17 protein-coding genes and 1 tRNA gene are annotated in these 20542 nt (G+C 45.8%); 9 read left to right on the top strand and 9 right to left on the bottom strand.

What is annotated here, in order from left to right:
• The first annotated feature begins 175 nt into the window (after nucleotides 1-175).
• The 4 genes from QMG91_RS12330 to QMG91_RS12315 are packed head-to-tail and all read left to right on the top strand — an operon-like array spanning nucleotide 176 to nucleotide 4422.
• Entirely contained in the window at nucleotides 176-1294 is a 1119-nt protein-coding gene (locus tag QMG91_RS12330; protein WP_281826764.1) for an NAD(+)/NADH kinase, read from the top strand.
• The gene (locus tag QMG91_RS12325; RefSeq protein ID WP_281826762.1) at nucleotides 1287-2270 is read left to right on the top strand and encodes a thiamine pyrophosphate-dependent dehydrogenase E1 component subunit alpha; all 984 of its coding nucleotides are present in this window, start codon (nucleotides 1287-1289) and stop codon (nucleotides 2268-2270) included. The genes QMG91_RS12330 and QMG91_RS12325 overlap by 8 nt, the downstream gene beginning before the upstream one ends.
• A gap of 20 nt (nucleotides 2271-2290) precedes the next feature.
• Complete coding sequence (locus tag QMG91_RS12320; protein ID WP_281826760.1) at nucleotides 2291-3304, top strand: alpha-ketoacid dehydrogenase subunit beta; 1014 nt, start codon at nucleotides 2291-2293, stop codon at nucleotides 3302-3304.
• On the top strand, nucleotides 3301-4422 hold the full coding sequence (locus tag QMG91_RS12315) for an acetoin dehydrogenase dihydrolipoyllysine-residue acetyltransferase subunit (RefSeq protein WP_281826758.1): 1122 nt from the start codon (nucleotides 3301-3303) through the stop codon (nucleotides 4420-4422). Before QMG91_RS12320 ends, QMG91_RS12315 begins: the two co-directional genes overlap by 4 nt.
• A gap of 45 nt (nucleotides 4423-4467) precedes the next feature.
• On the opposite strand, the gene QMG91_RS12310 is transcribed toward QMG91_RS12315, so the two are convergent.
• From QMG91_RS12310 to QMG91_RS12300, 3 genes are all read right to left on the bottom strand, one after another.
• A tRNA-Pro gene (locus tag QMG91_RS12310) sits at nucleotides 4468-4544 on the bottom strand.
• An 84-nt stretch (nucleotides 4545-4628) separates the two neighbouring features.
• On the bottom strand, nucleotides 4629-6425 hold the full coding sequence (locus QMG91_RS12305) for a DUF3413 domain-containing protein (RefSeq protein ID WP_281826756.1): 1797 nt from the start codon (nucleotides 6423-6425) through the stop codon (nucleotides 4629-4631).
• 26 nt (nucleotides 6426-6451) lie between these two features.
• The gene (locus QMG91_RS12300) at nucleotides 6452-6679 is read right to left on the bottom strand and encodes a YejL family protein (protein ID WP_004402157.1); all 228 of its coding nucleotides are present in this window, start codon (nucleotides 6677-6679) and stop codon (nucleotides 6452-6454) included.
• An 84-nt stretch (nucleotides 6680-6763) separates the two neighbouring features.
• Here QMG91_RS12300 and yejK point away from each other — a divergent pair, with 84 nt between their 5' ends.
• The 4 genes from yejK to QMG91_RS12280 all read left to right on the top strand — a co-directional run bounded on the left by yejK (nucleotide 6764) and on the right by QMG91_RS12280 (nucleotide 11183).
• Entirely contained in the window at nucleotides 6764-7765 is a 1002-nt protein-coding gene (yejK, locus tag QMG91_RS12295) for a nucleoid-associated protein YejK (protein WP_004402156.1), read from the top strand.
• Between the two features lie 71 nt (nucleotides 7766-7836).
• Nucleotides 7837-9153, top strand: a complete 1317-nt coding sequence (locus QMG91_RS12290; RefSeq protein WP_281826754.1) for an Hpt domain-containing protein — start codon at nucleotides 7837-7839, stop codon at nucleotides 9151-9153.
• Nucleotides 9154-9355: 202 nt separating this feature from the next.
• The gene (asd, locus tag QMG91_RS12285) at nucleotides 9356-10468 is read left to right on the top strand and encodes an aspartate-semialdehyde dehydrogenase (RefSeq protein WP_022550074.1); all 1113 of its coding nucleotides are present in this window, start codon (nucleotides 9356-9358) and stop codon (nucleotides 10466-10468) included.
• Nucleotides 10469-10673: 205 nt separating this feature from the next.
• Nucleotides 10674-11183 (top strand): V10 pilin, encoded by a 510-nt coding sequence (locus tag QMG91_RS12280; RefSeq protein WP_281826753.1) that lies wholly within the window; start codon nucleotides 10674-10676, stop codon nucleotides 11181-11183.
• Nucleotides 11184-11188: 5 nt separating this feature from the next.
• On the opposite strand, the gene QMG91_RS12275 is transcribed toward QMG91_RS12280, so the two are convergent.
• Nucleotides 11189-12052 carry an ion transporter gene (locus tag QMG91_RS12275; protein ID WP_022610453.1) on the bottom strand — a complete coding sequence of 288 codons (864 nt, stop codon included), beginning with the start codon at nucleotides 12050-12052 and terminating at the stop codon, nucleotides 11189-11191.
• A gap of 409 nt (nucleotides 12053-12461) precedes the next feature.
• The gene (locus QMG91_RS12270) at nucleotides 12462-13100 is read right to left on the bottom strand and encodes a YchE family NAAT transporter (protein ID WP_004402151.1); all 639 of its coding nucleotides are present in this window, start codon (nucleotides 13098-13100) and stop codon (nucleotides 12462-12464) included.
• Between the two features lie 664 nt (nucleotides 13101-13764).
• Here QMG91_RS12270 and adhE point away from each other — a divergent pair.
• Nucleotides 13765-16488 (top strand): bifunctional acetaldehyde-CoA/alcohol dehydrogenase, encoded by a 2724-nt coding sequence (adhE, locus tag QMG91_RS12265; RefSeq protein WP_281826750.1) that lies wholly within the window; start codon nucleotides 13765-13767, stop codon nucleotides 16486-16488.
• A 133-nt stretch (nucleotides 16489-16621) separates the two neighbouring features.
• Here the strand turns inward: adhE and QMG91_RS12260 are convergent, their stop codons facing one another.
• The 4 genes from QMG91_RS12260 to sodB form a co-directional block, all read right to left on the bottom strand.
• On the bottom strand, nucleotides 16622-17302 hold the full coding sequence (locus tag QMG91_RS12260) for an SDR family oxidoreductase (RefSeq protein WP_004402149.1): 681 nt from the start codon (nucleotides 17300-17302) through the stop codon (nucleotides 16622-16624).
• Nucleotides 17303-17557: 255 nt separating this feature from the next.
• Nucleotides 17558-18061: a VC2046/SO_2500 family protein gene (locus tag QMG91_RS12255; RefSeq protein WP_281826747.1), complete on the bottom strand. Its 504-nt coding sequence runs from the start codon at nucleotides 18059-18061 to the stop codon at nucleotides 17558-17560.
• Between the two features lie 109 nt (nucleotides 18062-18170).
• Nucleotides 18171-19484: a 3-deoxy-D-manno-octulosonic acid transferase gene (locus QMG91_RS12250; protein WP_281826745.1), complete on the bottom strand. Its 1314-nt coding sequence runs from the start codon at nucleotides 19482-19484 to the stop codon at nucleotides 18171-18173.
• Nucleotides 19485-19623: 139 nt separating this feature from the next.
• Nucleotides 19624-20208, bottom strand: coding sequence for a superoxide dismutase [Fe] (gene sodB, locus QMG91_RS12245; protein ID WP_022550078.1), 585 nt, complete (start codon nucleotides 20206-20208; stop codon nucleotides 19624-19626).
• Between the last annotated feature and the right edge of the window lie 334 nt (nucleotides 20209-20542).

The raw sequence follows: 20542 nt of genomic DNA, 5'->3' as shown, positions 1-20542 counted from the left end.
TCTCGTTTCTCAACCTTGAAACGCCCTCATGCAACACCTGTTGCAGCACCACGTGGCGGTGCTACAAGCTTTTTTCTCGGGCTTTAAAATTATTACTAAAAATCATGTAGATAAGTTTATTTCGAAGTCGGCATCTCGCTTGCTCTATTGATGAGAGCCACCAAGGAGAGATGTTGTGAATCAAGGTGTTGTCGGCATGATTGCCAATCCCATATCGGCGAGAGACATAAGGCGTGTGGTCGCTGCTTCTGGAAGCCTGACGTTGAATGACCGCGTGAGTATCGTATTGAAAATATTGTCTGGTTTGAAAGCTGGCGGCGTGCATCAGGTGTGGATGATGCCCGATAAAACCGGATTATCGGACATGGTGCAGCGAGAGGTGAATCGAGGGCAAGCGGCTTTAGCTAAACCAGCCAGATCTAGACAAGCTGGATCTAAAAAAACGAGAGAGCGACAAGGCTTTCCGGAACTCAAATTACTGTCTATCCCGATAACTGGAACCGAGCAAGACACGATCAAGGCGGCACGTGAGTGCGAAGAATGCAAGGCTAGCGCAATAGTGGTGCTAGGTGGCGATGGTACGCATCGGCTGGTGGTGAAACACGCCAGAGAGATTCCCGTTACTGGCTATTCTACGGGCACCAATAACGCCTTTCCCGAAACCATAGAGCCGAGCTTGATTGGCTTAGCCACAGCACTGTATGCCAGTGGTCAAATCCCGAAAGAGACAGCGCTTTCGCCCAATAAGTTGTTACAGCTTCGCATTCAAGAGAAAGCCGACTCCGGCGCAGAAGGCAAAACTGCACCAATAGAAGACATTGCGTTAGTGGATGCGGCGATAACATCTGATCAGTTTGTCGGCAGCAAAGCCGTGTGGCAACCGGATACGCTACGTGCGGTATACGTGACCTTTGCGTCTGCCATGCAGGTTGGGCTTTCTTCAATCATTGGCTTGAGTGCCCCCGTTGAACGTAAGGATCCGTGTGGGCGGTATGTCGAGCTTTCGAGCGACGCGGACGCTTCCAGCCTAATGGTGCCTCTGATACCCGGAGCGTTTTTGCCTGTTGCGATTAAAACCCTTTCAACCCTTAACCCGAATCAGCCTGTCGGTCTCCATTATGGCAGCGCTGCGATTGCGCTGGATGGCGAGCGAGAACACATCGTAGAGGCGCTAGATGATGTGACCCTCGAGCTGATTCCCAATGCTTTTTTTACCATCAATGTAGAAGCCTGCATGAACGCATGCGCTGCAAGGATGCTTTTATGTAATCAACAAGGAGAATGTGATGCCTAGTATCAGCGAATCACTGAGCAAAGAGAAATTGCTCGACGCTTACCGAATGATGAAAACCATTCGTGAATTTGAGGAACGCCTACACGTGGACTTTTCGCGGGGTGATATCCCCGGATTTGTGCATTTGTACGCGGGCGAAGAGTCGGTCGCGGTGGGGATCATGATGCACCTTCACGACAAAGACCGGATTGCGTCTACCCACCGTGGGCACGGGCACTGTATTGCCAAAGGGGTGGATGTGCACGCCATGATGGCGGAGATCTACGGAAAAGAAACCGGAGCGTGTAAGGGCAAGGGCGGTTCCATGCACATTGCTGACCTATCGAAAGGCATGATGGGTGCTAATGGTATCTTGGGTGCAGGGTCGCCTTTAGTGTGTGGTGCTGGCTTTGCCGCGAAACATTTGGGGCATGACGGAGTGGGCATCAGTTTTACCGGTGATGGCGCATCTAACCAGGGCATGTTTTTAGAAAGCTTGAATCTGGCGGCGATTTGGGAGTTGCCGGTCATTTTCATCATTGAAAACAACGGTTACGCCGAGTCGACTGCGGTGGACTGGGCGGTGGCGTCCAAGTCTTACATCGACCGAGCAACAGGATTTGGTTTACCAGGTATTACCGTGGACGGTACTGATTTCTTTGCTGTGTATGAAGCGGCAGGTGAAATCGTTCAGAAAGCCAGAAATGGCGATGGTCCATCTTTGATGGAATGTAAAACGGTGCGTTTTTACGGGCACTTTGAAGGGGACGCGCAAACCTATCGCGCGAAAGGCGAGGTTGAGGACCTGCGAGAAAATCATGATTGCATCAAGAAATTTAAAGCGCAGGTGCTAAAAGCAGGCTTAGCAGAAGAAGGAGATTTTTCTGCTATTGATGGCGAGGTGTTGGCGCTGATTGACGATGCAGTTCAGCAAGCGAAAGACGCACCAGAGCCGTCACCAGAAGCACTGCACCGTGACGTTTACGTGAGCTACTAATCGAATTCAAGGAGTGAAAGATGAGCAGACAATTAACCTTTAAAGACGCGATCAATGAAGCGGTCGACCTGGAAATGACGCGAGATGAAAATGTGGTGATGATGGGGGAAGACATCGTCGGCGGCACGGGCGCACCGGGCGAAGAAGACGCTTGGGGCGGCGTGCTGGGAGTCACCAAAGGGCTTTATGCTAAACACCCGAAACAGATGGTCGATACCCCGTTATCGGAATCCGCTTATGTAGGCGCGGCGATTGGGGCGGCAACCTGTGGGTTAAGACCGATAGCCGAACTGATGTTTATCGATTTTATTGGCGTGTGTTACGACCAGATCCTCAATCAGGCGGCGAAGTTTCGTTATATGTTTGGTGGCCGAGCGGAGACGCCTGTTGTCATCCGTGCTATGTGTGGTGCTGGCTTTCGCGCTGCGGCACAGCACAGCCAGATGTTGACCCCGATGTTTACTAACTTACCGGGGGTGAAGGTGGTATGCCCGTCAAATGCCTACGACGCCAAGGGGCTGCTGGCGCAATCCATCCGCGATAACGATCCGGTCATCTTTTTGGAACATAAAAGCCTTTATCAGATGGAAGACGATGTGCCTCAAGAGGCTTATGCCATCCCATTTGGTGAAGCTAATGTACTGCGAGAAGGGAACGACGTTACGCTGGTTTCTTATGGGTTAACGGTGCACCGAGCAATGGAAGCGGCGAACCTAGCAGCGAAAAAGGGCATTTCGTGTGAGGTTATCGACTTGCGAACACTTTCTCCCATCGATATGGATACAGTGCTGGAAAGTGTGGAAGTCACGGGTCGCATTGTTTGCGTAGATGAAGCCAATGAAAGGTGCTCTATTGCCGCCGATGTGTGTGCCAAAGTCTGTGAGCAAGGGTTTTCGTATCTGAAAGCACCAGCACAAATGGTCACTGCGCCTCATACGCCCGTACCGTTTTCTCCTAGCCTTGAAGATGCGTATGTCCCCAATGCCGATGCGATTTTGAGAAGCATTGAGTACGTGATGAAGGAGGGGCTATGAGTTCAGAGAACACAGCGATTATCCCCATTGTGATGCCCAAATGGGGGCTTTCCATGACCGAAGGCACCCTCAACGAGTGGCTGGTGGAAGTAGGGGACAACATTGAAGTCGGTCAGGCGATCATGGATGTCGAGACCGACAAAATCGCCAGCATGGTGGAAGCGCCCGATGCGGGTTTGCTCAGGCGTAAAGTGGCGGAAGAAGGCGAACTTTACGATGTGAAAGCTTTACTGGGTGTCTTAGCTGACGATTCAGTATCGGAGGAAGAGATCGATGCCTATATTGAGCAGTTTGAATCCGCTGTAGGCGACGAGGAGGAAGAAGTCGAAGAGGCACTTCGTTCCCAATACATCGAACTGAGCACGGGCACTATTCGCTATGTGCATCGAGACGGTGAAGGTACGTCATTGTTATTCATTCATGGGTTTGGCGGCGATCTCGACAACTGGTTGTTCAACCTTGAGGCGTCTACCAAACCGGTGTATGCGTTGGATTTACCGGGGCACGGGCAATCGACAAAAGCGCTCGATGGCGACCCGATCGAATGTCTGAGTCAGACCATTTCGGAATTCGTCAGTGCACAAAACATCAGTCAGTGTCATCTTGTCGGGCATTCGATGGGTGGGTTACTGGCAGCGAAGTTTGCCATTGAGAACCCCAGTTTGGCAGCATCACTGACCTTGCTGTCTCCTGCTGGGCTAACCTCGAAAATCAATGAAGATTACCTAGTTAAGTTTTCCGAGGCAGATTCTCGCAAAGCCATGAAAACAACCGTTTCGCTGCTGTTCGCTGACCAAAGCTTGGTAAATCGCTCTATGGTCGACGATTTATTGAAGTACAAACGGTTGGATGGCGTTGAGGAAGCCCTGCATACTCTCCGCAAAGCCATGTCAGACAAAGGTCAACAGACGATTAACTTGGTTGAACAACTTCAAAATCTAGTACTGCCAGTCACTGTGATATGGGGGCAACAAGATCAGATAGTGCCTCTTACACCAGAAGTCGAGAATTTGAGCTTAGGTACTCACATTCAAATTAAACTTCTGCCAGATGCTGGACATATGCCGCAAATGGAGGCAGTGGATAAAGTTAATGAGGTACTAAAACAGTTGTCTTAGCCCAAACGCAAAAAACCGCTGTAAAAACAGCGGTTTTTTATAACATGGTCGGACTGACTGGATTTGAACCAGCGACCCCTGACACCCCATGACAGTGCGCTACCAAACTGCGCTACAGTCCGATAAAACCAATGTAATCCCTTTCAAGAGGGTGAGTCAATGGTTTTCAATCATTAACATGAGCAAGTGATTGATATTTATTCGACTTACTGCTCAGTGTAGAACCTTTTCTGCTCCGTTAAGCCTTGCATCAGGATAGAAAGCTTAGGATTGTCTTCGCGTTTGCGGTTGTAGTCTGCGTCGTAGACTTTGTAGTTACCAAACTTATCCACTACCGTCGTTTCGTCGTCGGTAATCATGGCGACTTCTCGGCGGTTACCCGCGATGATCCACAGCCTTTCATCGGTATCAAATAAGCTTCTTCCGCTGCTGTAGTCAGTAGGGTTAGAGCTGACGCCCAAAATCTGGCGCATCAAGGTTGGGGATAAATCCAGATGACTGGTTTTCGTTTCGATTTTGGCTGCTTCTTTACCCGGCCATTGAATAATCATTGGCACCTGAAGCTGGAAGCGGCTGTAGTTGGTACTTGAACCCCAAGAGCTGCTCTTGGTTTCATTAAACTCAGTTCCGTGATTTGAGGTGACGATTACCACGGTTTTTTCAGTCAGATTCAGGCTATCAAGTTCTTCCAATATGCTCTTGAGTGATTCGTCGGCTTGAAGCGTCGACTTCATGTAGCCGTTCTTCAGTTGAGCTTCCAACTGGCTGCCCGGAATAGTGGCGTGTGTCGCTTCGAAGTCTGCCAGACTGTTGAGCTCCAGATAGCTGAACCAAGGTTCATCTGGTTTGGCTTGTAGCCATGCTTTCCAGTTCTCGATGGCTTGCGTGTCGTTGGTTTTTTCAAGAGGTTGAAGATCCTGAGCCAGTAAATCTGTAAACACGACATCGCGGTACAATTTGTCAGCAAAGTTGTCGCCGCTGAACAGACCGAAGTTGTAGTCTTTCTTTTGTAGGTGCTGAATAAAGAGCGGCGCGTCGCCCTGCGCTTTTATGCTTTCTGCATAGCTGCTTGGTAACCCGTAAAACAGACCAAACACGCCATACATATCATTGCTGGCACTGTAGTGGTTGGTGTAGTTGAGGTTCTGGTCTGCAAAGGCATGTAATGTTGGCATGGCTTCAGCTGAAACAGCGTCTGCACGAAGGTTATCTACCATCACCATCAGAACATTTAGTTTGTTGCCTCTGCTTTCGTAAGTCAGTGGTTCAATTGGGTATTGCACCAGTTTCACGTCACCAGAGTAACTTTCCAGCCTGTCGAGATAGTCTTCTTTGTCCAACAGCCCGTGTTTTTCCATAAAGCTTTTTGCTGTCATCGGGTAAGACAGCGGGAAGTTGGCTCTCTGGCTGGTAATGGGGTTATAGAAATAGGCGTCTGCCCATATGTAAATCAGGTGACTGGCAATAAAGCAGACAAAGAAAACGGCTGCTAAAGGTTTACCAATGTGTTTATGAGCGAGTTTACGTTTTTTACGCCAAACCCACTCAGCAAGCGCCAACTGCATCAAAAAGATGATTGGTACAAAAATAAAGAACTGTTGCCATTCTGGTGTGAAATTCCCTTCTTCACTCATCAATAAGTCTATGACTACGGGATTTAAGTGAAGGTGAAGGTTCTGATAAACCTGCGTATCAAGCAGAAGAACAGTTAAACCAGCCGTCGCGAAACAGGCTGATAAGAAACGGAATAACTTGCGCGAGGGTACCAGAAAGGTGAGGGGGAAGAGCACTAAGATGTAGATAGCAAAAATCAGAAACGCAAAGTGTCCAAGCCAGGATACTGCCAGATAGACCTGACCAAGTAAGGTATCAGGCCAAGGCGACTGGGTAATGTATCGCGTGCCGATAAGCATGGCTGCAATAATGTTAAAGAAGGCAAACCAGTGCCCCCAACTCACAAGACGAGAAACGCGTTCACTGTATGTATTTTCGCTATCTACCATTTATGTTTTCAGTCTTATTTGTTTTATTAGTGAGTTACGTCGTTTTCAACGGATGAAATAAGTGCCTGAGCGAATTTTTCAGCAATTGCCTTGCGTTGTGAAGCAGGAACGTTTTGATTTAAGACATTCGTTGCGATATTTCCTGCGATCATAAGTGAAAGCTCTGTATTTGCGCCGTTTTTATCTAGCACTGCTGCAATTTCAGCCAAGATAGTTTCAACCTGTTCGTCACTGTATTTTGATGTAATCGGCATATAGACTCTGATAATGATAGTAAAAGCGGCTTATGATAACCTACTCTCCCTCTCAACTGAAACTAGAACATAAACAAAATTACTATGAGTCTGCATCTTTCTAACGTCATTCTTCATAAGCTGGTTAAAAACGAGCAAGAAGAGCTGACGGTCAATTTCCGTCAGGAATCGCTTCCTAATGAAGGTTCATCAGAGAACCTTGTTGCCGAGCTTCATCGGGTTTTCAATAGCAAAGCAGGAAAAGGCTTCGGTACTTTTAAACCAGACAGCGACTTTAAAACATGGTTGCAAGAACTTCGCCAAAATGAGAAGAGCTTTTACGAATTTTCGCAAATTAGTGCCACACGGCTTAAAGAAGAGCTTTCTAAATACCCGTTTGCGGACGAAGGGATCTTGGTTTTTGCTGAATATCAGTCGCTTGCGACAGAGTACCTGTTTGTTGGTCTGCTTCCGTCAAATGAAAGCCTGAAAGTGACAGAAGGTCTGGAAATCAGTGCTACAGACTATCTGGATATCAGTAAGATGGATATTGCGGCAAGAATTGACCTTTCTACCTATGCCACGGATGAAGAGTCCAATCGCTACCTCACCTTTATTAAGGGTCGTGTCGGACGTAAAGTTTCAGACTTCTTCCTGGACTTCCTTCAGGCTGATGTTGGACTGGACACGAAAGTGCAGAATCAGGTACTCATGCAGGCCGTTGAGGACTTCTGTAGCGATTCTAAGCTGGAGAAAGAAGAAGCCACTCAGTACCGTAAGCAGGTGTTCGATTACTGTAACGAGCAAATCAAATCTGGCGATGAAGTTGAAATTCGTGAGCTGTCTGGCGAATTGCCAACTAGCAATGATGGAACCAGTTTCTTAGACTACACTCAAGAGCAAGGCTATGATCTTGAAGAGAGTTTTCCCGGAGACCGTTCAACAGTACGCAAGCTGACCAAGTTTGTTGGTGCTGGTGGAGGCGTGACCATCAACTTTGATAGCATGCTTCTTGGAGAGCGTATTTTTTACGATCCGGAAACGGATACGCTGACGATCAAAGGGACACCGCCTAATTTGCGAGATCAGTTGACGCGTCGCTCATAAAGTAAATCGGTGATAAGGTGGCTAATGCCACCTTATTTTCAATGACTTAACGTAGGCTGAAGAGCTATTTTATGGAAGAAAGTAGCATTAGAAATCGTAGGTACATCATTGTCGCATTCCTATTGGTTTGGGGCGTTATTTCATCCATCCTCTATTTCCAGCACATTCAACTTCGCAAAGAAGCGGATTCGCTAGGTTTACTATCAAATCAGATAGAAGAATTTCGTTATACACTCTCTTTTCCAGACCCTATCCGGGCGCAACATATTGAACAATTGTCTCTGAACCTGGAGTTGATTAAATCAGTTAAAGTGCAAATCGAATCCGAATCAGAGCACGGGATATGGAGCCCAGAAACGGCGCAACTTGTGTATCTATCTGACCGCTTTATCGAGCGTGCTGAAAACTATCTTACTGTCGCACTGGATATTCGTGGTTTATCTGAGCAAATCCTGAATACCAAAAACAGTCAGGGGACACCAAAAGAGTTGGTCGCTTTGTACGATGAGCTCGGCGCTTATCTGTTCAGTTCTTTTTACGCCGACTCTAACCTCAACCCACCAAACTATATGACGCTAGAGTCGATCATGTTGCGCTCTGAGCGATTCGATTCTCCCTATAAGAATCAGATTCAGGGGTTACTGTCTAAAGCTTCTCTGATTTTGGCTGAACACGCCCAACTCAGTTATGTAACAGAAGAGATTCTGAAACACTCAGTTGTGCGCGAAATTGGAATGGTAAGGACTGAATTTCAGCACGTTGCTCAAAGGATGTTTACCATCAGTCTTGTGCTGAGTGGCGTATTTTTGCTCGCCATAGGATGGCTAGGGTTTAATCGTGTGGCGGCTCCTCGACATACAGAAGCCCAAAGCACAGAAAGACCAAGTTCAAACATCCCAGATTCAACCAGCAAGGAAACTCAAACTTCCCCCGTTAAAAATGAACAATCAGTGGAAGTTGAAGAGCCGGTTGAAGCCACGCAGGAGTCAGAACCAATCCAAGAGCCGCCTGTGATGGAGTCACCTGAACCGATGCCAACCAATAGCAGAGGGTTTGATCCTGAGATGATGCTTGAAACCTTTGATAATGATGAAGAGTCTGTACTCATGGTTTTAAATGTTTTCCTACAGGATCACAGCGAAGACGTAAACAAGCTGAAAGAGGCACTTAACCAAGATTCTGAACAGGCTCATCGAATTGCCCACAGCTTAAAAGGTGTCGCTGGTAATTTAGGTGCTAATGCCCTGAAAGACATCACCGCAAGCATTGAGCATGGCTTAAAGCAGGGTTCTAAACCTTCTGAAAGTGACATGGTAGCATTGGAACAGAGTTTAAAGACCACGATTGACGATGTGGAATCTTATTTAGGCACTGTGAATGCGGTATAAATATCAGCGTCCAGAGGGGATGTTCTCTGGACGCATTTTTCATTTCGAATCCCTCCTGAAAATCTCTTCGAAAACAGTAAACCTGTAAAAATCCCCCCTTAACTGCTCTTTTTTACCTTTTTCGCTCAAAAAGGCTTGTTTTCATCCTCAGAAAATCTTATAGATGGGGGAGTTTAATTTGAGTAAGACATGGAGTGTAATGATGAGAGTAGGTCTTGTAGGCTGGCGTGGTATGGTCGGCTCGGTTTTGATGCAACGTATGGTCGAAGAGAAAGACTTTGATGTTATCGAACCAGTATTTTACAGCACCTCACAAGTAGGTATTCCTGCCCCAAATTTCGGTAAAGATGCGGGTGTTCTGCAAGACGCTTTTGATATTGAAAGCCTAAAACAGCTTGATGCTGTGATTACTTGTCAGGGCGGCAGCTACACCGAGAAAGTGTACCCGGCGCTTCGTCAGGCAGGCTGGAAAGGCTACTGGATTGACGCTGCATCTACTCTTCGCATGGCTGAAGATTCCATCATTACACTAGATCCTGTGAACCTCGCGCAAATCCAGCAGGGGATTCATGGCGGCACCAACACATTTGTTGGCGGTAACTGTACGGTTAGCTTAATGCTCATGGCGTTAGGTGGTCTTTATGAGAAAGGTCATGTTGAATGGATGAGTGCCATGACTTATCAGGCAGCATCGGGTGCTGGCGCGAAAAACATGCGCGAGCTGATTTCTCAAATGGGTGTGATCAACGATTCAGTCAGCACTGAGCTGGCGAACCCAGCAAGCTCTATTCTTGATATTGATAAGAAAGTTGCAGAAACACTTCGCTCGTCATCTTTCCCAACGGATCAGTTTGGTGTGCCGCTAGCGGGCTCTCTGATTCCATGGATCGATGTGAAGCGCGATAACGGTCAAAGTAAGGAAGAGTGGAAGGCGGGCGTTGAAGCCAACAAGATCTTAGGCTCTCAGGACACGCCAATCCCGATTGACGGTACATGTGTTCGCATCGGAGCAATGCGCTGTCATGCTCAGGCACTGACCATTAAGCTGAAGCAAAACATCCCAATGGATGAAATTGAAGAGATGATCGCCACTCATAATGACTGGGTGAAAGTAGTTCCAAATGACCGTGACATCACGGCACAAGAGCTGACACCTGCGAAAGTTACTGGCACTCTGTCTATTCCTGTTGGTCGACTGCGTAAAATGTCGATGGGTGACGACTTCCTGAATGCATTTACAGTGGGTGATCAGCTACTTTGGGGCGCGGCAGAGCCTCTACGCAGAACCCTTCGCATTATTCTTGCAGAAAAGTAATATTTTCATAGAGATATAATTTCTCAGAAGCGCCTCCATTTGAGAGGCGCTTTTTTATTCCCCAAACATAAATGGTTTTTAACCGAATCTTAAACCTATCCTGTCTTTATTATTTCTTTGTATTTACCTGCTTCTGACTGGCATTTTTTAACATCCAACTATACTCAAGTTAGAAGGTATAGGTGGGAAGCTTAAGGAAATGGCAATGCGTAAGAGAAGTTTTGGCTTTTCAATGTTTGATGGGTTAATGAGCACAGCGGTGTTTTCCATCATGGCTATGACTGCTGCCCCCAAGTTTTTCAGCATGCAAAGTGAATACAATCAAGCTCTGATCGAAGGGCTTGCCAGCAAAGTAATTCATGCCGCGGAAAATGCCTACATTGAGTCTCACAAGCAGGGAACCGATTTGGAAGAATTCGGAATGTTGCCGGGTTATGGACAGCTTCAGTATGGTTACCCAAGTGTTCGGATTGGTGGTTTAGCCAATTTTATTGACTTAGATATGGGTTATCGACATACCGACAAAACCTGGGTTTGGGTGGCTCACCATGCCATTCACACCGATCGTCAGGATTCCTGGCTTCTTACACGTTCTGAGTGGGTCGAGCACCCGAGTAGAAATGGTATCGAAAGCACTCAATGCTACGTGAAATATACTGCCCCCATGTATTCAGGGGACAGCTTTCAGGTAGAGAGCATTACTCAAGGCTGTTAACTGACCTAGTAGTGCAGTTCAGAATCCTCATTCTCTACAGGAACTACCCGCGCATCTGGCGATGCCAGCTCTCCTCCGCAATGCTTACAATATAACGCGTCAGACTCATGACCATTTCGAGAGCAATTCGGGCACTTAACCAGATTCCGGTGAGCATTCATTTCACTATTCAGTTCTGCCGTAATAATCCCGGTTGGAACCGCCAGAATAGAATAACCAAGTAGCATAGTGAGCGAGGCTATTGCTTTTCCAATAGGTGTCTGAGGGACCAAATCACCGTAACCAACCGTTGTGATGGTCACGATCGCCCAGTAGATGCTTTGCGGTATGCTCGTGAATCCGTTCTCTGGTCCCTCTATCACAAAAATCAATGAACCAAAGATAGTGACCAGAATCGCTACTGTACTGAAGAAGATCAGAATCTTCCGTCTGGACATCAAAAGGGAACGTAAGAGCAGGTTAGAGTCTTGCAGGTAGCGAACCAATTTCAGGATTCGGAAAATCCGCATTACCCTTAGAAGGCGCACAACTGCAATAAATGATGCGGACGGAAAAAGCAACACGAAGTACGTAGGCAATATGGCGAGAAGGTCGATTACACCATAAAAACTTTTCGCATAAGCACTGGGCTTGGGGGAACAGTAGAGCCGCAGCAAGTATTCAATAGTAAAAAGCGCAGTAAACACATACTCAGCGTACAGAAGTCGATTTGCCCATACGCTGTCCTGAGGAAGGGTAGAGTCGATAACAAGCACTGTGAGGGAAGTCAGAATCGCAATGATTAGGGCGATATCAAAGAGCTTACCTGCGGTTGTATGCGTGCCAAAGATGATGACGTAAAGGTGATGTTTCAACGAGTGTTTGGGCATGGACTTTTTATAACTGTCTTTCTATAACGATAGAGAATGGCAGTATAGTATACCCAAGTGACCTCAATATGCCGAGTTCAGAGCGACATATTCTGTTTCAATTCAAGGAAAAGAACGCTGTGGAATGACGAGTCCTTTCCAAGTTCTTTGACGATGAAGTGGGACAGAATATTCGCTCCCAAGGGCGAGTTTAACTGGCTTTCATGCTGCGTTACCGATTCTTGATTTAGAGCCACTAGATCTTCAAATCGGTGTCTTGCGTGAAAGCCGGTTAATTCTCGCTGAATCGGGCATCTTGAGGCTACTTGGGTATAAACTTCAAAGCGACGATATAAAAAGTCCACATCTGCGAAACTGGCGACTTACCTCAAAGTTAGCCTTTTAAGGCAAGTCGGGGGGGAACTGGATACTAGGCAAGACCCGGGAACAGGTTTCTTACGCCGTTGGCGATAAACTCGATCCCCAGAGCGGCTAGGATCAACCCCATAATACGAGTGATTACGTTGATGCCTGTCTGACCCAAGAATCTCACAATAAAAGGCGCAGAGCGAAACAATAGCCAACTGCAAAACGCAAAAATGATCACTGTTCCTGCAATGGCAAATGTGTCCATCCATGTCGGGTAGCGCGCCCCAAACACAATCGTTGAACTGATAGCGCCAGGTCCTGCCATTAGAGGCATAGCCAGTGGCACTACGCCAATTTGCTCTCGGCTCACGTATTCAGATTTCTCTTGTTTGTTCTGCTTATCTTCACCTAGCTTACCGCTCATCATCGAAAATGCGATGCTCATAAGCAGTAGCCCGCCAGCAATTCTGAACGAATCCAAAGAGATACTGAACATATCCAGCAATGCCTGCCCAGCCAGCAAAGAAACAATAAGGATGACCGCGACTGCGATATTCGCAGTGGTGGCGGTTTTCACTTTTTCTTCTGGCGACATATGCCCTGTTAAAGAAACAAAAATGGGCATGATGCCAACTGGGTTCACTGCGGCGATAAGACCTAAAAAGAACTGCAAATAAATTGCGATTTCAAATGTCTGCATTGTGTACAAGCTCTAAAACTTCAAACGCGATTTAAGTGGAAAAAAGAGGTATCTAAATACCACCTTAAAAAGGGTGGTAAATGTAAGGGAATTATCTTCTAAATACCAAGTGATTTCTAACAAATTCCTCTGTTAGCTAACGATATAAATGAGGTCTTTAGAATCGGGTAACGTATGTGTTACAGGAAGTGAAATTGGTGGAAATGAAATGTGTTTTGTACGAATATGAAAAATTGTGAAAAAACGAACATCTTCATCTGTTTGAAATGCTCAAATGATTAGGTAACCAGTTGCGTGTAACACGAAAAAACAGGCTGTTCTTGTTGCTAATTTGAGCTGAAATGAAATTTTATTACAGTGTGTTGTAGTTTTTTGTATTCACTAGACTGTTTGATTCTTTTTTAATCACATTGTCATTGTAATTAAAAATTTAAATATATCAATCATTTAAAATTGTTTTACAAACCTGTCTACCCAGTAAGTAGTATTTAGTTTTTCAGAACTGATCTGAGTCAATTTTTTTCATACCTTGAAATAATATACTCAGTCCTGAAAGCAATTTACTAAGTCTGTAGTTTGATAAGTGATTGACTGAACGTTAAAAGCTTAAGGCAGCAACCTTAATAAAAAGTTTTTAATATTTTTCTATTTTAGGAGATTCATTATGCCTGTAACTAATTTGGCTGAACTAGATGCAATGATTGCTCGCGTTAAAGCGGCACAAGCAGAATTTGCTACTTACTCTCAAGAGCAAGTAGATAAAATTTTCCGCGCTGCATCTCTAGCGGCTAACCAAGCTCGTATCCCTCTAGCTCAGCAAGCGGTAGAAGAGTCTGGTATGGGTATTGTTGAAGACAAGGTAATCAAAAACCACTTCGCTTCTGAATACATCTACAACAAGTATAAAGACGAAAAAACTTGTGGCATTCTGGATGAAGACGAAAGCCTTGGTACTATGACTATCGCTGAACCAGCAGGTATCATTTGCGGTATCGTTCCAACAACTAACCCAACGTCTACAGCAATCTTCAAGTCTCTAATCTCTTTGAAGACTCGTAACGCAATCATCTTCTCGCCACACCCACGTGCGAAAAACTCAACTAACGATGCAGCGAAACTGGTACTGGAAGCAGCAGTAGCAGCAGGTGCTCCAAAAGACATCATCGGCTGGATCGACCAACCTTCTGTTGAGCTTTCTAATGCACTAATGAAGCACGACGACATCGCTCTAATCCTTGCTACTGGTGGTCCAGGCATGGTTAAAGCTGCATACTCTTCTGGTAAGCCAGCAATCGGTGTAGGTGCAGGTAACGTTCCTGTAGTTATCGATGAAAGTGCTGACATCAAACGTGCTGTTGCTTCTATCCTAATGTCTAAGACATTCGATAACGGCGTAGTATGTGCTTCTGAACAGGCTGCAATCGTTGTTGATGAAGTTTACGACGAAGTGAAAGAGCGTTTTGCTTCTCACAAAGCTTACGTATTGAGCAAAGATGAAGCAGCGAAAGTACGTAAAGTTCTTCTTATCGATGGCAATCTAAACGCGAAAATCGTTGGTCAGCCAGCTCCGGCAATCGCTGAAATGGCTGGTGTTACTGTGCCAGCAGACACGAAAGTGCTAGTTGGTGAAGGTCTGGGTAAAGTTTCTTACGACGATGAATTCGCTCACGAGAAATTGTCTCCGACTCTGGGTCTATTCCGTGCAGACGACTTCGAAGACGCAGTTGCTCAAGCGGTTACTATGGTTGAGATTGGCGGTATCGGTCACACATCTGGCTTGTACACTGACCAAGATAAGAATGCAGACCGTGTTCGTTACTTCGGTGACAAGCTAAAAACAGCACGTATTCTAATCAACATTCCAACAACTCACGGCGGTATCGGTGACCTGTACAACTTCAACGTTGCACCATCACTAACACTAGGTTGTGGTTCTTGGGGTGGTAACTCAATCTCTGAGAACGTAGGTCCTAAGCACCTAATCAACAAGAAAACTGTAGCTAAGCGAGCTGAAAACATGTTGTGGCACAAACTACCAAAATCTGTTTACTTCCGTCGCGGCAGCCTACCTGTAGCACTAGGTGACCTAGAAGGTAAGAAGCGTGCGTTCCTAGTAACTGACCGTTTCCTATTCAACAACGGTTACGCTGATGAAACCATCAACATCCTGAAAGCAAACGGCATGGAAGTGCAAACTTTCTTCGACGTAGAAGCGGATCCAGTATTGTCTGCTGTACAGAAAGGTGCTGATGCAATGAACAGCTTCCAGCCGGACGTAATCATCGCGCTAGGTGGTGGTTCTCCGATGGATGCAGCGAAAATCATGTGGGTAATGTACGAGCACCCAGAAACAGCATTTGAAGACCTTGCAATGCGCTTTATGGACATCCGTAAACGTATCTACAAGTTCCCTAAAATGGGTCAGAAAGCTGAAATGGTATGTATCCCAACAACTTCAGGTACAGGTTCAGAAGTTACTCCATTCGCGGTTGTTACAGACGACAAGACTGGTGCTAAGTACCCACTAGCAGACTACGAGCTAACGCCTCAAATGGCGATTGTTGATGCTAACCTAGTAATGAACATGCCTAAGTCTCTATGTGCATTCGGTGGTTATGATGCAGTAACTCACGCACTTGAAGCTTACGTATCAGTACTTGCGAATGAATACTCTGACGGTCAGGCTCTACAAGCGCTTAAGATGCTGAAAGAGTACCTACCATCAAGCTACGCGAACGGTGCAAACGACCCAATCGCTCGTGAGAAGGTTCACAACGCTGCAACTATCGCTGGTATCGCGTTTGCTAACGCATTCCTAGGTGTTTGTCACTCAATGGCTCACAAAATCGGTGCTGAGTTCCACCTGGCACACGGTATGACTAACGCAATGTTGATTGACAACGTAGTACGTTACAACGCTAACGACAACCCAACTAAGCAAACTGCATTCTCTCAATACGACCGTCCACAAGCACGCCGTCGTTACGCAGAAGTTGCAGACCACCTAGAGTTGTCTCAGCCTGGTGACCGCACTGCTCAGAAGATTGAACGCCTAGTAAGCTGGTTAGATGAACTAAAAACTAACCTGGACATTCCTAAGTCTATTCAGGCTGCGGGTGTAAACGAAGCAGACTTCCTGGCAGTAGTTGACCGCCTAGCCGTTGACGCGTTCGATGACCAATGTACTGGTGCGAACCCACGTTACCCTCTAATCTCTGAGCTTAAAGAAGTTATGCTAGCGGCATACTACGGTAAGCCATACATTGAAGGTGAAACGTTCGAAGGTACTACGGTAATCAAGAAGAAAGCCGATCAGGTAGCAGCGAAAGCAGCACCTAAAGCAGCAGCGAAGGCACCAAAGAAAGCTAAAGCTAAAGCTGAAGCGTAAGCAAGATGTAAAAAGGTTTTCGCTAGCACTCGATAACCTTTAACGGGAAAAACAAAGCTCCACCTCTGGTGGAGCTTTTTCTATTTCATTACATATCGTTCCTGATTAACGTCGGATGTTGCTCTTCAGCAGGCTATGCTTCAGCAGCCATTACCCGTCCGTTAAAATAGTCGTTAGAGACTATATATTCAGTGTTTCTAATCATCTCATCCTGCACGTATGCCCAATCACCATTGGCACTGTCCCTAGTGCGAAACTGAGCGGGTATAACCCCCCCAACTCGGATGTTAAACGGGTCGAGCTCTTTAGCCCATGTCTGAGTAAATCCAACGATCATCGCCGACACATTCTCAAGCCCTTCAGGCAGAGTTTGTTGCTGGTGAGACGTCAGGTTTACAATGACTCCCGGTTTTTTATGCATGCGCATTCTCAGAGCGCTGGCTTTCCCGTAACCGTATAACGAAGAAGCCAACGACGACAGCTTGTGAGTGAACTCCTCTCCCTGTTCACTGCCGAACAGCCTTGGTAGTGGCATGCTGGGCCAATTGTTGATCAGTACATCAACACCATTCGGGAACCGCTCATCGATGTAGTTAAACAAAGACTGGATACTCTCAGAAGAGTGATCCGGTAGCGGATAATAATAAATACCATCAGACAGAGTCCGACAACGTTTCACTGTATCCAAAAGCGCTATCGAATCTGTGTCCGCGACAACAACGCGTGCCCCCAAAGAGGTAAAGTGCACTGCCAATGTACTGCCTAGCCCTGAGCCTGCAGAGGTGATTAATATCACTGAGTTTCGTATATCCATAGGGATACCTCACTCTAGTTAATGTATTGTTATTATTTATCTTTTGATTTATTCACATGGGACTCTTGATAAGTCGTGACTAAGCGTGGAGTAACATGTGAATAACTATCATGGGAAAAATAAGCAGCCCGTGATGTGAATAAAATCATAGTTTTTTAATGACGTGATTTTCGTGTCATTGTTTATGATTTGTATCGCGCGATTAGTGCTTGAACCATGTAATGTGTATCAAAAATGATACTGGGTGGTGGTGGGTTAGGCTGATAGTTGCAGCTTGTGCATTAGGTGGGCTTCTGACATCTGTTTGTAGATCTCTTGGGGGACGACAGCGACATGCTCTTTTTTCTCTAGCTTACGGCGCTCGTGACAAGATAAGTTGTGGTAAACCTCTTCTGGTAAATCGAACGTTTCCTCAGGCATGTAAGCAAGAGCATCCGGTGAAAGACCGTGCGCCAGTTTTGCACTTGCCAACCCAGACTTATGAAATAAATCGGCTTGCTGTGCAGATCGAGTGAAGGTTTCTTCGTTAGAGCGAAGAGGCTGAGGTGTTGCAAGGTCGAACTCTTTTCTGAGTTTCTGCTCGCTGTTCTCTGGTGATTCGATAACTTCAACGGGTGTGTTGTCACGAACATCATTGGAGAACATCGACACCAACAAAGCAAAGTCAGCACGACGCCCAGTGTTAACAGCCTGGCTGATGCCATTGCCAACATTGAGTTCGCTGATGATTGCGGCTTTGTCTAGGGTATGAATGTTCATGATGCTCCTCGCTGAATACACTATTAACGGCAAGGAAATACAGAACTTTAGGAAATAAACTAAGAAAAAACGGGCTGATTAATCAGCCCGTTTTTTTTGAGAGTTAGATTTATTGCTTGCTTTGATAGATAACCGAGTGATTATCCTTCACAAACTGGTTTACCTGCTCAACGTAACTTGCAGATGATTTGTACTTGCGGCTGTCGTTAGATGCGACAACATTTACCGCAACTAAATGGCAAATCGCGATAATCGCAAACAGCTTAAAGCGTTCTGGCTTGGCTTCAATAAACGCGGCTACACCGTAAAGGATTGGGATGATGGCAAATGGGTAAGCCAGCATTAAATGCCAATAGTTGAACGTGATAGGAGCCAATGCCGCACACGCCAGAATGGCAATAAAGACGCCAAATGCGTAAAGCGGGAGCCAGTCATCAAAGGAAGGTGGGTTTTCACCCTTGCGGATCATTGGCTTGACTCGTTTCCATAGTCTCCAGCTGTATCGTGCTGAGATGACGACGGTGAAGGCACCTACACCAAATACCCATCCTTTCCATAAATAAACGAGTGCCATACGAGCAAATTCGATGGTGGTGATCCATTCAAACGTGCTGTTGGCTATCGCTTTGTTTGAGAACATCATAGAACCATAGCGAATCCAGTACAGAACGGATTTTAAAACCGGGTAAACGTGTGTTAGTCCGTAGCCTATGTAGCGGTCACTTTCCTGAACAATCTGCTCGTTGTTCATCATTTCTAAGAAGTAAGGGACCAGAGACAGACCTGTAACTAAGACTCCTGCAATGACGCCAAACCAAGAAACCTTGCCTAAGCCACGATACAGAAGGTAAATAGAAACAAATGCCAGCAAAGGCCATGAGAAGTGCAGTTGCATTGCCATACCGATGGCAAGTACATGCAAGAAGCTATAACCAAAGGAAACTTCTTCACGCATCTTAAATGCTGTCCAGAAATGAAGTGCAGCAAAGAAGAGTAAGTAAGAAGGGTTGTAAAGCACATTATCGTACTGCATCCACGTGGAGAACCAGACCAGTAACGCAAATACCAATCGAACTGGTTTGGAAAAATAGTGCTTAATGACGGAGTCCAGCATAAGGACGGAAACGATTCTCAAAGCAATTAAGAAAGCCATAGGTGCCCATGGAGAATCCCAAACCATCAAAGGTAATCCGACGACAAGAGCAGAAAGATAGCCAGGTACATTGCCCACGGTACTGCCATAGTTACCAAATGGCAGCCAGTTACCATCATAGGCGCCCATGTATCCTTTAATCAGCATTTGGTCCTGGTCGCCATCCAGAAGCTGATTTCCTGCGTAATACACAGAGAAAATAGTGCCCGCTGCCAGTATTACAAAATAGAGAATGTGAAAATGCTTTTCTAAATACGCGTCAAATTTCACTTTCAAGCCTTAGTAAATTTAGATATTCAATTGACGATTATCCTACCTTTTTACCTATTTACATCAAGTTACAAATGGCTTTCTGGTATAAAAAAACCCACGCATTAGCGTGGGTTCGAATTTTTTGTGCTCTACTGAGTTATTTTGCCAGGTTAGCCGCAACAAATTCCCAGTTCACCAATGCCCAAAATGCGCCCATGTAGTCTGGACGAACGTTGCGGAAATCGATGTAGTAAGCGTGCTCCCACAAATCAACAGTAAGTAGTGGCGTGATGCCTTCTTCTGTTAGTGGTGTTGCAGCGTTAGACGTGTTGATGATGTCTAAAGAACCGTCCGCTTTTTTCACAAGCCATGTCCAAGACGAACCGAAGTTATTGATTGCTGAATCTGTAAACTTCGCTTTGAACTCGTCGAATGAACCGAAAGATGCGTTAATAGCGTCAGCTACTGCACCTGTTGGTTCGCCACCTGCGTTTGGCGCCAGGCAGTGCCAGTAAAATGTGTGGTTCCAGATCTGTGCTGCGTTGTTAAATACGCCGCCAGTAGAAGTTTTAATGATCTCTTCCAAAGACTTGTTTTCAAACTCTGTACCTGGTAGCAGACCGTTCAACTTAACAACGTAAGTGTTGTGGTGCTTGCCGTGGTGAAAATCCAGAGTTTCCGCAGATATGTGCGGTTCTAGCGCGTCTTTTGCGTAAGGAAGAGCTGGTAGTTCAAATGCCATTGCTCGATTCTCCATTATGTGTGAAAGAGAGCTACCTCTTTCGATTGCTTCCAATGTGTATTTTATTATTTAGTCGTCTTTTGACTGACTTTTGTATGTACCAATACTCTATATCTCTACGTAATCTCGAGAAGCTAACCAGAGCGACTTGAGATTTTTAGCGTATAAAGTTCAGCACAAATTTTTTGAATCAGTTTAGCAAGTTTTTACTTTATTAAAAGAAAAAGCACAGAGTTTTTTAAAACTTAGGATAGGAACTTTGCGCATGATAGATCAAAAAGTAATAACCCTAGTCATTAAGGACTTTTTATTCTGACTTAAACCAGTAGAATGA

It is taken from the genome of Vibrio nigripulchritudo (assembly GCF_027924785.1).
GTDB classification, from domain to species: Bacteria; Pseudomonadota; Gammaproteobacteria; order Enterobacterales; family Vibrionaceae; genus Vibrio; species Vibrio nigripulchritudo.
Note: the sequence above shows the minus strand (reverse complement) of the source record. Positions and strands in the feature narration are given on the sequence as shown.

Coding starts and splice junctions, on each gene's coding strand:
- sodB (WP_022550078.1), bottom strand. CDS start 20,208: ATGGCATTTGAACTACCAGCTCTTCCTTACGCAAAAGACGCGCTAGAA.
- QMG91_RS12315 (WP_281826758.1), top strand. CDS start 3,301: ATGAGTTCAGAGAACACAGCGATTATCCCCATTGTGATGCCCAAATGG.
- QMG91_RS12275 (WP_022610453.1), bottom strand. CDS start 12,052: ATGCCCAAACACTCGTTGAAACATCACCTTTACGTCATCATCTTTGGC.
- QMG91_RS12320 (WP_281826760.1), top strand. CDS start 2,291: ATGAGCAGACAATTAACCTTTAAAGACGCGATCAATGAAGCGGTCGAC.
- QMG91_RS12305 (WP_281826756.1), bottom strand. CDS start 6,425: ATGGTAGATAGCGAAAATACATACAGTGAACGCGTTTCTCGTCTTGTG.
- QMG91_RS12270 (WP_004402151.1), bottom strand. CDS start 13,100: ATGCAGACATTTGAAATCGCAATTTATTTGCAGTTCTTTTTAGGTCTT.
- yejK (WP_004402156.1), top strand. CDS start 6,764: ATGAGTCTGCATCTTTCTAACGTCATTCTTCATAAGCTGGTTAAAAAC.
- asd (WP_022550074.1), top strand. CDS start 9,356: ATGAGAGTAGGTCTTGTAGGCTGGCGTGGTATGGTCGGCTCGGTTTTG.
- QMG91_RS12325 (WP_281826762.1), top strand. CDS start 1,287: ATGCCTAGTATCAGCGAATCACTGAGCAAAGAGAAATTGCTCGACGCT.
- QMG91_RS12300 (WP_004402157.1), bottom strand. CDS start 6,679: ATGCCGATTACATCAAAATACAGTGACGAACAGGTTGAAACTATCTTG.
- adhE (WP_281826750.1), top strand. CDS start 13,765: ATGCCTGTAACTAATTTGGCTGAACTAGATGCAATGATTGCTCGCGTT.
- QMG91_RS12260 (WP_004402149.1), bottom strand. CDS start 17,302: ATGGATATACGAAACTCAGTGATATTAATCACCTCTGCAGGCTCAGGG.
- QMG91_RS12280 (WP_281826753.1), top strand. CDS start 10,674: ATGCGTAAGAGAAGTTTTGGCTTTTCAATGTTTGATGGGTTAATGAGC.
- QMG91_RS12290 (WP_281826754.1), top strand. CDS start 7,837: ATGGAAGAAAGTAGCATTAGAAATCGTAGGTACATCATTGTCGCATTC.
- QMG91_RS12255 (WP_281826747.1), bottom strand. CDS start 18,061: ATGAACATTCATACCCTAGACAAAGCCGCAATCATCAGCGAACTCAAT.